18 protein-coding genes are annotated in these 15,317 nt (G+C 68.3%); 12 read left to right on the top strand and 6 right to left on the bottom strand.

Features of this window, described 5'->3' with window-relative positions:
* Positions 1–94: 94 nt before the first annotated feature.
* The 4 genes from AC5P6H_RS14070 (at position 95) to murU (ending at position 3,724) form a co-directional block, all read left to right on the top strand.
* Positions 95–1,588 carry a M20 family metallopeptidase gene (locus tag AC5P6H_RS14070; RefSeq protein ID WP_032957377.1) on the top strand — a complete coding sequence of 498 codons (1,494 nt, stop codon included), beginning with the start codon at positions 95–97 and terminating at the stop codon, positions 1,586–1,588.
* Between the two features lie 69 nt (positions 1,589–1,657).
* Positions 1,658–1,927 carry a GlsB/YeaQ/YmgE family stress response membrane protein gene (locus tag AC5P6H_RS14065; RefSeq protein ID WP_005415577.1) on the top strand — a complete coding sequence of 90 codons (270 nt, stop codon included), beginning with the start codon at positions 1,658–1,660 and terminating at the stop codon, positions 1,925–1,927.
* Positions 1,928–1,991: 64 nt separating this feature from the next.
* Positions 1,992–3,017: an aminoglycoside phosphotransferase family protein gene (locus tag AC5P6H_RS14060; protein WP_014646249.1), complete on the top strand. Its 1,026-nt coding sequence runs from the start codon at positions 1,992–1,994 to the stop codon at positions 3,015–3,017.
* The gene (murU, locus tag AC5P6H_RS14055) at positions 3,014–3,724 is read left to right on the top strand and encodes an N-acetylmuramate alpha-1-phosphate uridylyltransferase MurU (protein ID WP_049408158.1); all 711 of its coding nucleotides are present in this window, start codon (positions 3,014–3,016) and stop codon (positions 3,722–3,724) included. Before AC5P6H_RS14060 ends, murU begins: the two co-directional genes overlap by 4 nt.
* A 470-nt stretch (positions 3,725–4,194) precedes the next feature.
* On the opposite strand, the gene hda is transcribed toward murU, so the two are convergent.
* The 3 genes from hda to AC5P6H_RS14040 are packed head-to-tail and all read right to left on the bottom strand — an operon-like array spanning position 4,195 to position 7,207.
* Positions 4,195–4,902 (bottom strand): DnaA regulatory inactivator Hda, encoded by a 708-nt coding sequence (gene hda, locus AC5P6H_RS14050; RefSeq protein ID WP_014646247.1) that lies wholly within the window; start codon positions 4,900–4,902, stop codon positions 4,195–4,197.
* A complete protein-coding gene (locus tag AC5P6H_RS14045; RefSeq protein ID WP_014646246.1) occupies positions 4,902–6,071 on the bottom strand; it encodes an AI-2E family transporter in 1,170 nt (389 codons plus the stop codon). The genes hda and AC5P6H_RS14045 overlap by 1 nt, the downstream gene beginning before the upstream one ends.
* Entirely contained in the window at positions 6,068–7,207 is a 1,140-nt protein-coding gene (locus AC5P6H_RS14040) for a DUF2066 domain-containing protein (protein ID WP_032957235.1), read from the bottom strand. The genes AC5P6H_RS14045 and AC5P6H_RS14040 overlap by 4 nt, the downstream gene beginning before the upstream one ends.
* A 99-nt stretch (positions 7,208–7,306) precedes the next feature.
* Here AC5P6H_RS14040 and purM point away from each other — a divergent pair, with 99 nt between their 5' ends.
* The 7 genes from purM to AC5P6H_RS14005 all read left to right on the top strand — a co-directional run bounded on the left by purM (position 7,307) and on the right by AC5P6H_RS14005 (position 12,233).
* On the top strand, positions 7,307–8,365 hold the full coding sequence (purM, locus tag AC5P6H_RS14035; RefSeq protein ID WP_134808578.1) for a phosphoribosylformylglycinamidine cyclo-ligase: 1,059 nt from the start codon (positions 7,307–7,309) through the stop codon (positions 8,363–8,365).
* 21 nt (positions 8,366–8,386) lie between these two features.
* Positions 8,387–8,875 carry a hypothetical protein gene (locus AC5P6H_RS14030; RefSeq protein WP_495202777.1) on the top strand — a complete coding sequence of 163 codons (489 nt, stop codon included), beginning with the start codon at positions 8,387–8,389 and terminating at the stop codon, positions 8,873–8,875.
* Positions 8,872–9,294: a hypothetical protein gene (locus tag AC5P6H_RS14025; RefSeq protein WP_014646242.1), complete on the top strand. Its 423-nt coding sequence runs from the start codon at positions 8,872–8,874 to the stop codon at positions 9,292–9,294. The genes AC5P6H_RS14030 and AC5P6H_RS14025 overlap by 4 nt, the downstream gene beginning before the upstream one ends.
* Before the next feature lie 41 nt (positions 9,295–9,335).
* A complete protein-coding gene (locus tag AC5P6H_RS14020) occupies positions 9,336–9,998 on the top strand; it encodes a DUF2238 domain-containing protein (protein WP_032957613.1) in 663 nt (220 codons plus the stop codon).
* Entirely contained in the window at positions 9,995–10,654 is a 660-nt protein-coding gene (gene purN, locus AC5P6H_RS14015) for a phosphoribosylglycinamide formyltransferase (RefSeq protein ID WP_014646240.1), read from the top strand. Before AC5P6H_RS14020 ends, purN begins: the two co-directional genes overlap by 4 nt.
* A 68-nt stretch (positions 10,655–10,722) precedes the next feature.
* On the top strand, positions 10,723–11,547 hold the full coding sequence (locus AC5P6H_RS14010; protein ID WP_046429311.1) for a DUF3108 domain-containing protein: 825 nt from the start codon (positions 10,723–10,725) through the stop codon (positions 11,545–11,547).
* 2 nt (positions 11,548–11,549) lie between these two features.
* Entirely contained in the window at positions 11,550–12,233 is a 684-nt protein-coding gene (locus AC5P6H_RS14005; RefSeq protein ID WP_014036249.1) for a DUF3108 domain-containing protein, read from the top strand.
* Between the two features lie 139 nt (positions 12,234–12,372).
* Here the strand turns inward: AC5P6H_RS14005 and AC5P6H_RS14000 are convergent, their stop codons facing one another.
* Genes AC5P6H_RS14000 through AC5P6H_RS13990 form a run of 3 tightly spaced genes read right to left on the bottom strand, consistent with a single transcriptional unit; the run spans position 12,373 to position 14,210 of the window.
* Positions 12,373–12,690: a hypothetical protein gene (locus tag AC5P6H_RS14000; protein ID WP_032957609.1), complete on the bottom strand. Its 318-nt coding sequence runs from the start codon at positions 12,688–12,690 to the stop codon at positions 12,373–12,375.
* Positions 12,687–13,958 carry a UDP-N-acetylglucosamine 1-carboxyvinyltransferase gene (gene murA, locus AC5P6H_RS13995; RefSeq protein ID WP_014646237.1) on the bottom strand — a complete coding sequence of 424 codons (1,272 nt, stop codon included), beginning with the start codon at positions 13,956–13,958 and terminating at the stop codon, positions 12,687–12,689. Before murA ends, AC5P6H_RS14000 begins: the two co-directional genes overlap by 4 nt.
* A 21-nt stretch (positions 13,959–13,979) precedes the next feature.
* Positions 13,980–14,210 (bottom strand): BolA family protein, encoded by a 231-nt coding sequence (locus tag AC5P6H_RS13990; protein WP_005408396.1) that lies wholly within the window; start codon positions 14,208–14,210, stop codon positions 13,980–13,982.
* Between the two features lie 54 nt (positions 14,211–14,264).
* Between AC5P6H_RS13990 and AC5P6H_RS13985 the strand changes: the two genes are divergently transcribed.
* Positions 14,265–15,266 carry a KpsF/GutQ family sugar-phosphate isomerase gene (locus tag AC5P6H_RS13985; protein WP_014646236.1) on the top strand — a complete coding sequence of 334 codons (1,002 nt, stop codon included), beginning with the start codon at positions 14,265–14,267 and terminating at the stop codon, positions 15,264–15,266.
* Positions 15,267–15,317 lie beyond the last annotated feature (51 nt).

The following is a 15,317-nucleotide window of genomic DNA, read 5'->3' as shown; positions in this document are numbered from 1 at the left end:
TAAGCCAGCCAAATACCCGACGTGATGTAGGAAAAACCCTACCCGCGGCACAGGCGTAGAATGGCCGGATCAGCCCATGCAACCGGAGTTTCAGATGGACAGCGCCAAGCTCGGCCAATTCGTCAATGACAAGTGGGACAGCGAAATCGTCCCGCAGTTGGTCGACTACATCCGCATTCCCAACAAGTCGCCGATGTTCGACGCCAATTGGGTGCAGAACGGCTACATGGAACAGGCGGTCACCCTGATGGAGAACTGGGCCAAGGCCCAGCAGCTGCCCGGCCTGAAGGTTGAGGTGGTGCGCCTGGAAGGCCGTACCCCGCTGATCTTCCTGGAAATTCCGGCTACCGGCGCCGAAACCGGCGACGACACCATCCTGCTCTATGGCCACCTGGACAAGCAGCCGGAAATGACCGGCTGGGACGACGACCTCGGCCCGTGGACCCCGGTCCTGCGCGGCGACAAGCTGTATGGCCGCGGCGGTGCGGACGACGGCTACGCGATCTTCGGCTCGCTGGCTGCGGTACTGGCACTGCAGGCCCAGGGCCTGCCGCACGCCCGCTGCGTGGTGCTGATCGAAGCGTGTGAAGAGTCCGGCAGCTATGACCTGCCGGCCTACGTCGACCACCTGGCCGACCGCATCGGCAAGCCGTCGCTGGTGGTCTGCCTGGATTCGGGCTGCGCCAACTACGACCAGCTGTGGTGCACCACCTCGCTGCGCGGCCTGACCGGCGGCAATTTCACCGTGAAGGTGCTCAACGAAGGCGTGCATTCCGGCGATGCCTCCGGCGTGATCCCGTCCAGCTTCCGCCTGCTGCGCCAGATCCTTTCGCGCATCGAGGACCAGGACACCGGCCGCATCCTGATCGACGGCATGAACGTGGAGATCCCGGCCGAGCGCCTGGAACAGGCCAAGCGTGCCGCCGAAGTGGTGGATACCGAGATCTTCGAGAAGTTCCCGATGGTCGACGGCCTGCGCCCCATGAACGAGGACCTGACCGAGCTGGTGCTCAACCGCACCTGGCGCCCGGCGCTGTCGGTCACCGGCGTCGGTGGCATGCCGCCGCTGGAATCGGCCGGCAACGTGCTGCGTCCGCAGACCTCGGTGAAGCTGTCGCTGCGCCTGCCGCCGACCGCCGATGGCAAGACCTGCGGCGAGCTGCTGAAGGAAGCACTGCTGCGCGACCCGCCGAACGGCGCGCAGGTCACCCTGGACCTGGAAAAGGCCTCCACCGGCTGGAATGCCCCGGCGATGGCGCCGTGGCTGACCCAGGCCATCGACGACGCCAGCCAGGCCTTCTTCGGCAAGCCGGCGATGTACATGGGCGAAGGCGGCTCGATCCCGTTCATGGGCATGCTGGGCGAGAAGTTCCCGGGCGCGCAGTTCATGATCACCGGCGTGCTCGGCCCGCACTCCAATGCGCATGGCCCGAACGAGTTCCTGCACATCCCGATGGGCAAGAAGGTCACCGCCTGCGTGTCCAAGGTGATCAGCGAGCACTACGCCGCCAGCCTGCGCGGCGAGACCAGCGGCTCGCCGGTGGCTGCCGACAGCGGCACCCGCCACGGCGACCACGGCTGCTGCTGATCCGGCACTCGTGACGGACGCAGCCTGGCCTTGCTAGGCTGCGTCCACACTCAAGCGGAATCCGCGCGCATGAATGGTCTGTTCGGCAGCAGCAGCTGGCTGTACATCCTGCTGGTCGGCTTCTTCGTCGGCCTGCTCGGGCGTTTCTTCATGCCCGGCAACAACCGCATGGGCTGCCTGCTGACCATCGTGCTGGGCATCCTTGGTGCCCTGCTGGCCGGTTGGTTCGGCCAGTACATGGGCTGGTACGCCCCCGGCGAACCGGCCGGTTTCCTCGGCGCGGTGGTGGGCGCGGTGGCCGTGCTGGCCGTCCTGCGCCTGTTCAGCGGTCGCCGCTGACGCCGCTCCCCCTTCCCTTCCTGTTGCCGACGTTGGCGCGCCCGGCGCGCCCGGATATGCCCGCATGACCGAACCCGCCTCCGATCCCCAGCGCAGCGCGCAGCGCCTGCAGTGGGCCCGTACCCAGCTCGATGATGCCAACGCGGTGGTCGAACGCGCTTCGGTTGACGCCGGCATGCGCAGCTACTGGCGCACCACCAGCACGCGCGGCAGCCACATCGTGATGGACGCCCCGCCGGGGCTGGAAGATCCGCGGCCGTGGCTGCGCATGCGCGGCCTGCTGCACGACAACGGTCTGCGCGTGCCCATGCTGCTCGCGCAGGACCTGGATGCCGGCTTCCTGCTGCTGGAAGATCTCGGCGGCCCGACCCTGGCCAGGATCCTCGACGAGCGCAACGCTGACGAATGGTTCGGTCGTTCGATCGAGCAGCTGCTGCGCCTGCAGGCGATCCCGGTGCCGGCCGACTTCGGCCAGTTCGGCGAAGCACTGCTGCAGCGCGATGCCGGCCTGTTCGACGAATGGTTCCTGCAGCGCCACCTGAACCTTGAACTGGACTGCGGCGAGATCGAAGGCCTGCAGCTGGTGCATCGCCGCCTGATGGACAACGCGCTGGGCCAGGCCCAGCTGATGACCCATCGCGACTACATGCCGCGCAACCTGATGCCGGTCGACGATGGCCCCGCGGTCCTGGATTTCCAGGACCTGGTGCGCGGCCCGATCGCCTACGATGCGGTGAGCCTGTTCAAGGACGCCTTCCTGAGCTGGCCACTGCAACGCGTGGACGAATGGCTGGCGCAGTATCACGAGCGCGCCCGCGACACCGGCCTGCCGGTGCCCGACCGCGCCACCTTCCTGCGCGATGCCGACTGGATGGGCATCCAGCGCCACGTGAAGATCCTGGGCCTGTTCTGCCGGCTGCGTTACCGCGACAACAAGGGCCATTACCTCGACGACGCACCGCGCTTCATCACCTATCTGGATGAAGTGCTGCCGCGCTACCGCGAGCTGGCACCGCTGCAGCAGCTGCTGGACGACCGCATCAAGCCGGCGCTGGCCGAGCTGGGTGCACCGATGCGCGTGGCCCGATGAAGGCACTGGTCTTTGCCGCCGGCCTCGGCGAGCGCATGCGCCCTTTGACCCTGCACACGCCCAAGCCGCTGCTGGAAGTAGCTGGCAAGCCGTTGATCGTCTGGCACCTGGAACGCCTGGCCGCACTCGGCGTGCGCGAGGTGGTGGTCAACACCGCATGGTTGGCCGAACAGTTCCCGGCGACGCTTGGCGATGGCAGCCAGTGGGGCCTGCGCCTGCATTTCCTGTACGAAGGGCAGACCCCGCTGGAAACCGGCGGCGGCATCCTCAACGCCCTGCCGGTGCTGGGCGATGCCCCGTTCCTGGTAGTGAACGGCGACATCTGGACCGATTTCGATTTCGCCACGCTGCCGCGCGAGCCGCAGGGCCAGGCGCACCTGGTGCTGGTCGACAATCCGGTTCAGCACCCGAATGGTGACTACCGCCTGGATGCACAGGGGTTCCTGCACCACGACCGCGAAGGACCATGCCTGACCTATGCCGGCATCGGCGTGTACCGTCCTTCGATCGTGGCCGACTGGCGCGCGGTGATCGGCGATGCGCCGGGCAGCGAGCGGCTGCCACCGAAGTTCTCGGTGGTGCCGCTGCAGAAGCACTTCATGGCGCAGGGGTTGATGACCGGGCAGCACCATCGCGGGCGCTGGACCGACGTCGGCACCGTGGATCGCCTGCGCGCGCTGGATGCGGAGTTGGCGGCGAACGGCTGAGCCCCTCGTGGTTGGTCGCGTAGAGCGGATCGCGTGCTTGGCCGGGCGGGTGGGCCATGCAGGGGACGCTGCAAGTACGTCCCTGTAAGCTCGATGGCGCCATCCATGGCGCCAACGCCCCTGCATGGCCCACGCCGCCCGGCCCCTGACAGTTTCCGTGCGCGTCCAGCCACGGAAGAAAGAAAGAAAAGCAAAAGCGGGTCGCTTCGCTGCGCTTGCTCGGGTGTCGACCAAGGTCGACACCCACCAACAGCCGCGGGAACCTGTCGAAGGCGGGGTGGCTCAGGTTGCGGGGGCGTGAGCGCCATGGATGGCGCGACCGAGGCTACAGGGACGTACTTGCGCCGTCCCCCGCAACCTGAGCCACCCCGCCCCCCTCAGGAAGCCACTTCTGCCGTTGACGTTGACGTTGCCGGCCAGCGGCCGGCACTACCGCGGGTGCAGGGCGCAGCCCTGCCGAACAACATCCCTCAGTAACGAGGCCGGCCTTCTTCCAGCACCTGGCGCAGGAACGGCACGGTGATCCGCCGCTTCGCCGCCAGCGATTCGCGGTCCAGCCAGTCCAGCAGGGTGATCAATCCACCCAGCTCACGGCCGGTGTGCGACAGCAGCCACTCGATGGCCGCTTCGTCGATGGCCAGGCCGCGTCGCAGTGCACGCTCGCGCAGCACGGCCGCCCGCCCTTCCTCATCCAGCGGCTGCAGCAGCACGCGTACGCACTGGCCCAGCCGCGAGCGCAGGTCCGGCAGCACCAGGCCCAGTTCGCCCGGCGCCTTCTGTGCCGTGTACAGCACGGTCACGCCCGCAGCGCGCGCACGGTTGTGGAAATCGAACAGCGCGATCTCATCCTCGCGGTTGCCGGCAACCTCGTCCAGGCCGTCCAGCGCCACCAGTTCGCGCGCTTCCAGCCCATCAAGCGCCGCACGGACACGGCCGGCGGCGCTGGCCAGCGGCACGTACGTCGGCAACCGTCCGGCCTGCTCGGCGCTGGAGCACATCGCCAGCGCCTGGTGGGTCTTGCCGGTTCCCGCCGCACCTTCCAGGTAGACCCAGTCGTGGCTGGCGCCAACCGCGATCGCGCGCAGCTGCGCCAGCGCGCCATCCGGCGCGCCGATGAAGGTCTCCAGGCGCTGGTCCCGCGGGTAATGCAGGGCCAGCGGCAGTTGCGGCACACCCATCACTTCAGGTCGGGGCCCTTGTCGTCCGGAACGATGATATGGGGCGCGTCGACCACGCCATCAAGCACGATCGCCGGCTTCTCGCCCACGTACAGTTCGCTCTGCCGATAGCGCTGGTGGGCATAGCGCAGCAGCACGTTGGTCACCGCCGCTACCGGCAGCGCCAGCAGCATGCCGAGGAAGCCGAACAGCTGGCCGCCGGCCATCACCGCGAAGATCACCGCCACCGGGTGCAGGCCGATCTTGTCGCCGACGATGCGCGGGGTCAGCACGTAGCTTTCCAGCAGCTGGCCCACGGTGAACACCACGCCGACCAGGATCAGCAGCTTCAGGTCGAAGCCCTGCGCCTGCACCAGCGCGGCGATCACCGCCATCAGCACGCCGGTGGTCGCGCCCAGGTACGGGATGAAGCTGATCAGGCCGGCAATCAGGCCGATCAGCAGGCCCAGCTTGAGGCCGACAAGCGACAGGCCACCGGCGTAGATCACGCCCAGCGCCAGCATCACCAGGAACTGGCCACGGATGAACGCACCCAGCACCTCGTTGGATTCACGCGCCAGCGCGCTGATGGTGCCGATCTGGTTGCGCGGAATCACCGAGGCCACCCGCTCGACCAGCTTGTCCCAGTCGCGCAGGAAGTAGAACGCCAGGATCGGCAGCAGCAGGATGTTGACCACCCAGGTCACCATCGCAAAGCCCGAACGCGAGACGTAGCCCATGAACGTGGTGGCGAAGCCGCCGGCCTGCTGCCAATGGCTGCGCACCCATTCGATCAGGCGGTCCGGATCCAGCCACTGCATCACTTCCAGGCCGGTCTTGTGCTCGAACCAGGGGATGCCGGTCTGCATCAGCCACGCCTGCGCCTGCGGCGCGGCCGCGATCAGGGTGGTGATCTGGCGCTCGATCATCGGCACCAGCACCAGCAGCAGTGCCACGATCACCAGCACCATCGCTGCGAACACCAGCACCACGCCGGTCATGCGCGAGCGGCCGGTGGCCTCGATGCGGTCCACCAGCGGGTCACCCAGCCAGGCCAGCGCCAGTGCCAGCACGAACGGGGTCAGGATCGGCGCCAGCAGCCACACCACCCAGCCGATCAGGCCGGCGAACAGGATGTACTTCAGCCGGCGCAGGAACTGCGCGATTTCAGCTTCCGGGCTCAGGATCATCGCAGGCGGTACTCGTTGCTGACCGGCGCGGCTACCGGGGCACCGGTGGTGTCATCGATCGGGGTCGGCAGGGCCGGCAGCGGCGCGCTTGGCACCAGCACGCCGTTGTCGCCAAGCATGCGGTTGAAGCCGGCCAGGCCGGTGGTCATCTCCACGCTCAGCTCCAGTTGGCCGGCCGAGGCGTGCAACGGGGTGACGTTGCGCACCACCGGCACCTCGCGCAGGCCAGCGGCCAGCCGCAGGTAGTCATCGGCGCTGTTGATGCCGGTCACCACCAGGCGGTAGGTGCCGGCCTGGCCGACGGCCACGCCGGCCTTGGCATAGCGCTTGACCAGCGCATCGGCGGCACCGTCGGCACCGGCGGCCATCGCGCGCATGGCGTTGGCGTCCTTGCTGGTCCACTTGTTCAGTTCGCGGCCGTTGTCGACGAACACCCAGTCCGCCTGCCAGCCACCGTTGGCGCGGTACAGCTTGCCGATCAGCTGCATCGGCGGCGAGTAGCGCGAGGAGGCACGGGCCACGGCGGCGCTGTCCTGGCGCCAGATGGCACCGGCCAGGGCCTGTTCGGCAGCACCGCCGCTGGGCAGGCCCAGCTTGTAACCCCGCTCGATGGCGCGGTTCAGCAGCGGGCGGGCGGCATTGGCCTGCTGCACGCTGACCAGGCGCGGGCCACTGCCGTCGTCGACGGCCAGCCACAGCACCGGCTTCGGTCGCGGCTGCGGCCACAGCGGCAGGCCCAGCGCCGAGACCAGCGAATCGACATCGTCCTCGCGGAAGCGGGCCACCAGCAGGGTCCGGAAGCTCGGTGCGCCGCTGGCACCCACGCTCTGGTCCTGCTTGTAGTCGTAGCTGGCCACGTAGTCCTTGGCATTGCGCAGCGCCTGCACCACGCCGGGGCGTGACATCACGTTGCGGTCGCCGGACAGCTTGCCCAGCACCACGCTCAGGGCACGGGCCAGGGCACCGTTGCGATCGGCCTCGGCCTGGCTGTTGACGGGCACTTCGGCCTCGTAGGCCCCCGAAGCGGTGGCGACATCTCCCTCGGTGCGCAGGCCGCTCTGGGCCATCGTGGCCACCGGCAGGCTCAGTGCAAGGAGCAGGGTCAGAATCAGGCTGCGGCGCATCAGGACATCCATTGGCTCGACGAATCCGGGGGAATTGTTGCCCGAATACGGCCTTTGCGCCAATGCGGCCTGTTAAAATCGCTCATTCAACCCCTGCCAGCGCCGACGCCCGTGACCAACACCCCGTCTTCCGCCCCTTCCCCCCTCACCTACCGTGACGCGGGTGTCGACATCGACGCCGGCAACGCGCTGGTCGAGCGGATCAAGCCCCTGGTCAAGCGCAGCTTCCGCCCGGAAGTGATGGGCGGCCTGGGCGGCTTCGGCGCCCTGTTCGACCTGTCCAACAAGTACCGCGAGCCGGTGCTGGTGTCGGGTACCGATGGCGTGGGCACCAAGCTGAAGCTGGCCCACCAGCTGAACCGCCACGATACGATCGGCATCGACCTGGTCGCCATGTGCGTGAACGACGTGCTGGTGCAGGGTGCCGAGCCGCTGTTCTTCCTGGACTACTTCGCCACCGGCAAGCTGGACATCGACACCGCCGCAGCGGTCGTGGGCGGCATCGCCAACGGCTGCACCGAGGCCGGCTGCGCGCTGATCGGCGGCGAAACCGCTGAGATGCCCGACATGTATGCCCCGGGCGAGTACGACCTGGCCGGCTTCACGGTCGCCGCGGTCGAGAAGAGCGAGCTGAAGGACGGCGCCAGCGTGGCCGCCGGCGACGTGCTGATCGGCATCGCCTCGTCCGGCCCGCACTCCAACGGCTACTCGCTGGTGCGCCGCATCTACGACCGCGCCGGCCGCCCGGCCGACCTGGAGCTGGAGGGCGGCGTGAAGCTGGTCGACGCGCTGATGGCACCGACCCGCCTGTACGTGAAGCCGATCCTGGCACTGCTGAAGTCGCACGGCGAGGCCATCCACGGCATGGCCCACATCACCGGTGGCGGCCTGACCGAGAACATCATCCGCGTGGTGCCCGACGGCCTCGGCCTGGACATCCGGGCATCGTCCTGGACCCTGCCGCCGGTGTTCCAGTGGCTGCAGAAGGAAGGCGCCGTGGCCGACAGCGAGATGTGGCGCACCTTCAACTGCGGCATCGGCTTCGTGCTGATCGTGGCAGCCGACCAGGTCGCCGCCGTGTCCGAGGCGGTCAAGGCGCAGGGCCTGGACCACTGGACCATCGGCCAGGTGGTCACTGCTGAAGGCGCCGAGCGCGTTCACATCGGCTGAACCCGGCCCCGAGGAGCCCGCATGGACGCAATGCCCCCGCTGCCCCCTACCCCCGTGCCGCCGCCAACGACGGCGGTACCGGCGTTCAACCCCCAGGACGCCGACCACCTGCGCATGCTGTCAATCGCGCACTACGTGGTCGGCGGCCTGATCGCGCTGTTCTCGCTGATCTTCATCGTCCACATCGTGCTCGGCGTCACCGCGCTCACCGGCAACCTGCCGATGAACTCCGGCGGCCAGCCCTCGTCGCCGGCCGAACAGCGCGTGTTCGGCTGGATGTTCGTCGTGATCGGCTGTGTCATCGTGTTCGGTGGCGTCACCCTGGGCGCGTTCGTGGCCTACGCCGGCCGTTGCCTGGCCCGCCGCCGCCGCTACCTGCTGTGCCTGATCGTGGCCGGGCTGGCCTGTCTGTTCACGCCGATCGGTACCGTGCTGGGAGTACTCAGCCTGATCACGCTGCTGCGTCCGCAGGTCAAGGCCGCGTTCGACACAGCGGGCACGGCGGCATGACGAGCCCGGGCGCACCGCCGCCGCTGCCGCAGCAGACCCTGGCGCACCTTCAGCTGGGCAGCCACCTGCAGACGCTGAAGGTGCTGTTCTACGCGCTGGCGGTTTTCCACTGGATGGCCGCGCTGGCCTTCCTCGGTTTCATCGGCCTGGTTGCCAGCTCGCGCGGGCTGGACGATGGCGCGGTACTGGCCACCGTGTACGGCGTCGTTTCAGCGCTGGCTGCCGCGCTGGGCTTCGTGCAGCTGCACACCGCGCGCCTGCTGTCGCGCCGCACCGGGCTGGCCTGGTGCCAGCGCGCGGCCTGGCTGGCGGTGCTGGCCGGCCCGCTGGGCATGGCCCTGACCGCCTATGCCTGGGTGTTCCTGTCCAAGCCTGACATGGCCGCCCTGTTCGACCGCGGCGACCATCTCCGCGTCTGAACTTGCCGGCAGACGCCCCGCCCTTTCCTGATCGACTTCCCATGTCCGCGCCTGCCCTCCCCACGACCGCTTCGCCCAGCGCCTTCCGTTTCTCGCGCCCCAAGAAGCTGGCCTTCGCTGCCGTGCTGGCGGTATTCGCGGTCAGCTGGATCCAGCCGCTGTGGCCCACCGAGCAGGCGCTGCACAGCACGCTGACCGTGATCGGCCTGGGCGCCCTGCTGTGGGTCGACCGCCGGGGTGGCTGGCTGGGCAACGGTGCCTTCATCGCGATCTGCGGCTTCATCGCGCTGCACTGTGTGGCCGCCCGCTGGCTGTACTCGAACGTTCCCTACGACGCGTGGACGCAGGCGCTGATCGGCTGGTCGCCGAATGCGGCGTTCGGCTGGCAGCGCAATCATTTCGACCGCCTCATCCACTTCCTGTTCGGCGTCTGTTTCACGCCGGCACTGCTGCAGCTGGCACGTCACGCCTGGCCGGCGCTGCGCCGCGGCCAGGCCTTCACCCTGGCGGTGATGACGGTGATGTGCGCCAGCCTGGTCTACGAGTGGTTCGAATGGGCCATCGCGCTCGCCCTGTCGCCGGACGCCGCCGAGGCCTACAACGGGCAGCAGGGCGACATGTGGGACGCCCATGCCGACATGCTGATGGCCACCGTGGGCAGCCTGCTGACCTGGCCGCTGATCCGCCGGAGTACCCCGCAATGACCGCGCCCACCCGCATTGCCGTGCTTGCCTCCGGCCGCGGCAGCAACCTGCAGGCCATCCTCGATGCCATCGCTGCGGGACGCCTGCGCGCCGAGGTCGTCGGCGTATTTTCCGACCGCCCGGCCGCCGCCGCGCTGCAGCGGGTCAGCGCCAACCTGCGCTGGGCGCATGCGCCGAAGGAATTCCAGGACCGCGCCGCCTACGAGCAGGCACTGGGCGACGCACTGGCCGCGGTCGCACCGGACTGGATCGTCTGCGCCGGCTACATGCGCATACTCGGCGCCGCCTTCGTGCAGCGCTTCAATGGCCGCCTGGTCAACATCCACCCGTCGCTGCTGCCGCTGCACAAGGGGCTGGACACGCATGCGCGGGCACTGGATGCAGGCGATGCCGAGCACGGTGCCAGCGTGCACCTGGTCGTACCCGAGCTGGACGCCGGCGCCGTGCTGGCCCAGGTGCGGGTACCGGTGCTGCCCGGCGATGACGCCGACACGCTGGCCGCGCGTGTGCTGGCGGTGGAGCATCCCCTGCTGATCGCCACGCTGCAGCTGCTGTGCGCCGGCCGCCTGACTGAACGGGAGGGCCAGCCGCAACTGGACGGTCACCCCCTGTTTAGCCCGCTGGCCCTAGATTCCGCCGGGAACCTGAACCGGTAACGCCCACGCACACGCCCCGCTGACTGCGGGGCTGGCATCCTGCCCACCTCCTGCGGCTCCTCTCTTCCATGAAGACCACGACCCTGCTGTCCACTTCGCTGCTGCTGTCGCTTGTCGTGCTCCCCGGCGTGGGTTGGGGCCAGGCGCAGGCGCCTGCCTCGCCGGCTCCGGCGCCGGTGCCAGCGGTGCAACCGCCGGCCGAAGCGGCGGCCCCGGCCCTGCCGGCCTTGGCGTGGGAACCGCCGCCGCTGCAGCCGTTCAGCGCCACCTACCAGGCCTTCTACAAAGGCAAGGAGGCCGGCGACGCCAGCATGCAGGTCACCCATACCGGCGGCAACCAGTGGCGGGTCGACATGCAGGTGGTCGGCCGCCGCGGCTTTGCCAGCGTGCTGGGCCTGAACATCGAGCAGAGCACGGTGTTCGAGGAGCGCGCCGGCGCCTATGCACCGCTGAGCCAGAGCACGGTGCGCAAGGGCCTGTTCCTGGGCAAGAAGGCGGTCGGCACGTACAACTGGCAGGCCGGTACCGCGCAGTGGACCGGCGACGTCGAGAAGAAGCGTGCGCAGCCGATTCCGCTGCAGCCGGGCGACCAGAGCGCCCTGCTGATCAACCTGGCGATCATGCGGGATGCCCGTCCGGGTGCCACCATGCACTACCGCTACGTGGACATGGGCAAGGTCCGCCAGCACGACTACCAGGCCGCGCCGCAGACCGAGAACGTCGAGGTCGGCGACCTGTCCTACAACGCGCTGCGGGTCTACCGGACCAACGGCGGCAACAACGAAACCATCCTCTGGATCGCCAACGGTGTCCCCACCCCGGTGCGCATCCTGCAACGCGAAGACGGCGAAGACCGCGTCGATCTGCGCCTGATCGAATACCAAGGAGTCTGAGCATGAGCACCCTGACCCGCCCCCTCACCTGGATCGCTGCAGCCGCGCTGTCGGTGGCCAGCCTGCCGGCCATGGCCCTGCAGCCGTTCAAGGCCGATTACCTGGCCAGCTACATGGGCATGCAGGCCAATGGCAGCATGACGCTGAGCAGCGAGGGTGCCAACAAGTGGCGCTACACGCTGCAGGTGAAGAACCAGCTGGCCGACCTGAGCCAGAGCACCGTGTTCGAAGAAGTGCGCGGCCAGCTGCGCCCGCTCAGCAGCCAGGACCGTTCGGCGCTGCTGGTGAAGAAGCGCAACGTGCAGGCCAACTACAACTGGACCAGCAACCAGGCCACCTGGACCGGCGACATCAAGCCGGACCGCGCTGGACCTATCGCACTGAAATCCGGTGACATGGACGCGCTGCTGATCAACCTGGCGATCGCCCGTGACCTCGCCGCCGGCAAGCCGCTGACCTATCGCATGGTCGACGAAGGCCGCATCAAGAACATGACCTACCGCGTGATCGGCAAGGAGTCGATCACCGTGGGCGGCAAGAGCTACGAAGCGACCAAGGTCTCGCGTGCCGACGGCAACAAGGAGCTGATCGCCTGGATCGTGCCGGAGTTCCCGGTGCCGGCACGCATGCTGCAGCGGGAGAACGACCGCGATGCCCTGGACCTGACCATCAAGGCGATGAACTGAGTGCCGGGGTCGGATCCCGTCCCCTCGGGGACGGGCTCTGACCCCGGTTGTGTGGCTGGGGCCGGAGCCCTTTCCGATGGAAAGGGCTCCGACCCCAGGCCCCGCGAAAAGAAAACGCCCGCTTTCGCGGGCGTTTTTCTTACTTCTTTTCTTCGGCCGCCGCCGGCTTGAACTCGGTACGGCAGTCCACGCGGATCTGCTCGCCGGTGCTGCGCCAGACGAAGGTGCGGCAATGGCGGTTGCCGTCCTGGCTGTCATTCACCGCAACCGCATAGAACGACTCGATGATCTCGTCGCGCGAGACCGTGCCATCGCCATTCCAGTCCATGTCCTTCTGCTCGATGCCCTGGGTGATGGCGATGTTGGCGTACCAGGCGTAGCCCAGCCACGCCAGCACGATCAGCACCAGCGCCAGCAGCGCCTTGCGACGCGGGCTGAACTTGCCGCGCAGGATCATGGCACGCGCCGGATGGTGGCACCGAGCGAAGACAGCTTCTCTTCGATGTTCTCGTAGCCACGGTCAAGGTGGTAGATGCGGTCGATGGTGGTCTCGCCGCTGGCCATCAGGCCGGCCAGGATCAGCGAGGCCGAGGCACGCAGGTCGGTGGCCATCACCGGTGCGCCACTCAGGTGCTCGCTGCCCCGCACGATGGCGGTGTGGCCTTCGACCTGGATGTCCGCGCCCAGGCGCAGCAACTCGTTGACGTGCATGAAACGGTTTTCGAAGATCGTTTCGTTGATCACGCCGACGCCGTCGGCCACGCAGTTGAGCGCCATGAACTGCGCCTGCATGTCGGTCGGGAACGCCGGGTACGGCGCAGTGGTCAGGTTGACCGCCTTCGGCCGCTTGCCCTGCATGTCCAGGGTGATGGTGTCGTCGGTGGTCTCGATCTTCGCACCGGCTTCGACCAGCTTGGACAGCACCGCGTCCATGGTGTTCGGGCGCGCACGGTTGACCGTGACCTTGCCGCCGGTCATCGCCGCAGCCACCAGGAAGGTGCCGGTCTCGATGCGGTCGGGCAGCACTTCATGGCGGCCGCCGGACAGGCGCTCGACGCCTTCGATGACCAGGCGGGCAGTGCCCAGGCCTTCGATCTTCGCGCCCAGCGCGATCAGGCAATGCGCCAGATCGGTCACTTCCGGTTCCATCGCACAGTTGTCGAGGATGGTGGTGCCTTCGGCCAGCACCGCGCCCATCAGCACGTTCTCGGTGCCGGTAACGCTGACCATGTCGAAGGTGAAATGGCCGCCCTTCAGGCGCTTGGCCGTGGCCTTGATGAAGCCGTTCTCGACCACGATCTCGGCGCCCAGCGCCTGCAGGCCCTTGATGTGCTGGTCGACCGGACGCGAGCCGATCGCGCAGCCGCCGGGCAGCGACACTTCCGCCGCGCCGAAGCGGGCCAGCAGCGGGCCCAGCACCAGGATCGAGGCGCGCATGGTCTTGACCAGCTCGTACGGGGCAACATGCTGGTTGACCGGACGCGGGTCGACCACGATCGCACTGCCGCGCGACAGCGTGCCCTGGTCGATGGTGACCTTGGCACCCAGTTCACCCAGCAGCTTCACCGTGGTGACCACATCGTGCAGGTGCGGCACGTTGGTGATCTCCACCGGCGCATCGGCCAGCAGGGTCGCGCAGAGAATGGGGAGGACGGCGTTCTTGGCGCCGGAGATGCTCACTTCACCGTGCAGCGCAGCGCCGCCGGTCACAACGATCTTGGCCATGTATTCGGGATCTTCTGCGGTTCAGCCGGCTTCGGCCGGGGTCACGGTTTTCAGCGCCAGCGCGTGGATCGCGCCGCCCATCAGGTCGCCTAGGGTGGCATAGACCATCCGGTGGCGGGCCAGCGGCATCTTGCCGGCAAAGGCCTCGCAGACCACGGTCGCTTCGAAATGCACGCCATCGTCGCCCTGCACGTCGGCGCGGGCGCCGGGCAGGCCGGTTTCGATCAGGTTGCGGATGGTGTCGGCGTCCAACGGGCTTTCCTAATAAAATGTGCCTCCATTCTACTTCCGCTGCGTGGCGTCCGCATGGCCGAATCCCTGTTGCCCCCCCGTTCCGTCGACCCTGCCGGCCTGGTCGCCAGCGGCCGCCGCGTCTTCGAGATCGAGCGGCAGGCGCTGGATGCCGTGGCCGACCGCCTCGGCGAGGCCTTCCAGCAGGCTTGCCAGGCGATCCTGGCCAGCCGCGGCCGGGTGGTCGCCACCGGCATGGGCAAGTCCGGGCACATCGCCCGCAAGATCGCCGCTACGCTGGCCTCCACCGGCACTCCCGCGTTCTACGTGCATCCGGGCGAAGCCGGCCATGGTGACCTGGGCATGATCACCGAGGCCGACGTGGTGCTGGCGCTGTCCTATTCGGGCGAATCGGACGAAGTGCTGATGCTGCTGCCGGTGCTCAAGCGCCAGGGCAACGTGCTGATTTCCATGACCGGCCGCCCGCAGTCCAGCCTGGCCACCGCCGCCGATATCCACCTGGACGTCAGCGTGCCGGCCGAGGCCTGCCCGCTGGCGCTGGCGCCGACCTCCAGCACCACCGCCTCGCTGGCGATGGGCGATGCGCTGGCCGTGGCCCTGCTCGACGCACGCGGCTTCACCGCCGACGATTTCGCCCGCTCGCACCCGGCCGGCAGCCTCGGCCGCCGCCTGCTGCTGCATATCACCGACGTCATGCACACCGGGGAGGACCTGCCCAGCGTGGGGGCCGACGCCAGCCTCAGCGAGGCGCTGGTCGAAATGAGCCGCAAGCGGCTGGGCATGACCGCCGTGGTCGATGCCGACGGTGTGCTGATCGGCCTGTTCACCGACGGTGACCTGCGCCGGGCGCTGGACAGCGCGCTGGACGTGCGCACCGCGAAGATCGCCGATGTGATGACCCGCAACCCACGTACCATCGGCGCCGACCAGCTGGCGGTGGAGGCTGCCCGGCTGATGGAGACCCACAAGATCACGGGCCTGATCGTGGTTGACGACCAGGGCCGGGCGGTCGGTGCCCTGAACATTCATGACCTGTTGCGGGCCCGGGTGGTTTAACCGACAGTCCGTAGACCCCATTCAGTCTGTACCGTCCCAACCCGAATCCAC

Source organism: Stenotrophomonas sp. YJH_SMC_110 (genome assembly GCF_059369255.1).
This window is presented reverse-complemented; position numbering and strand designations above follow the sequence as displayed.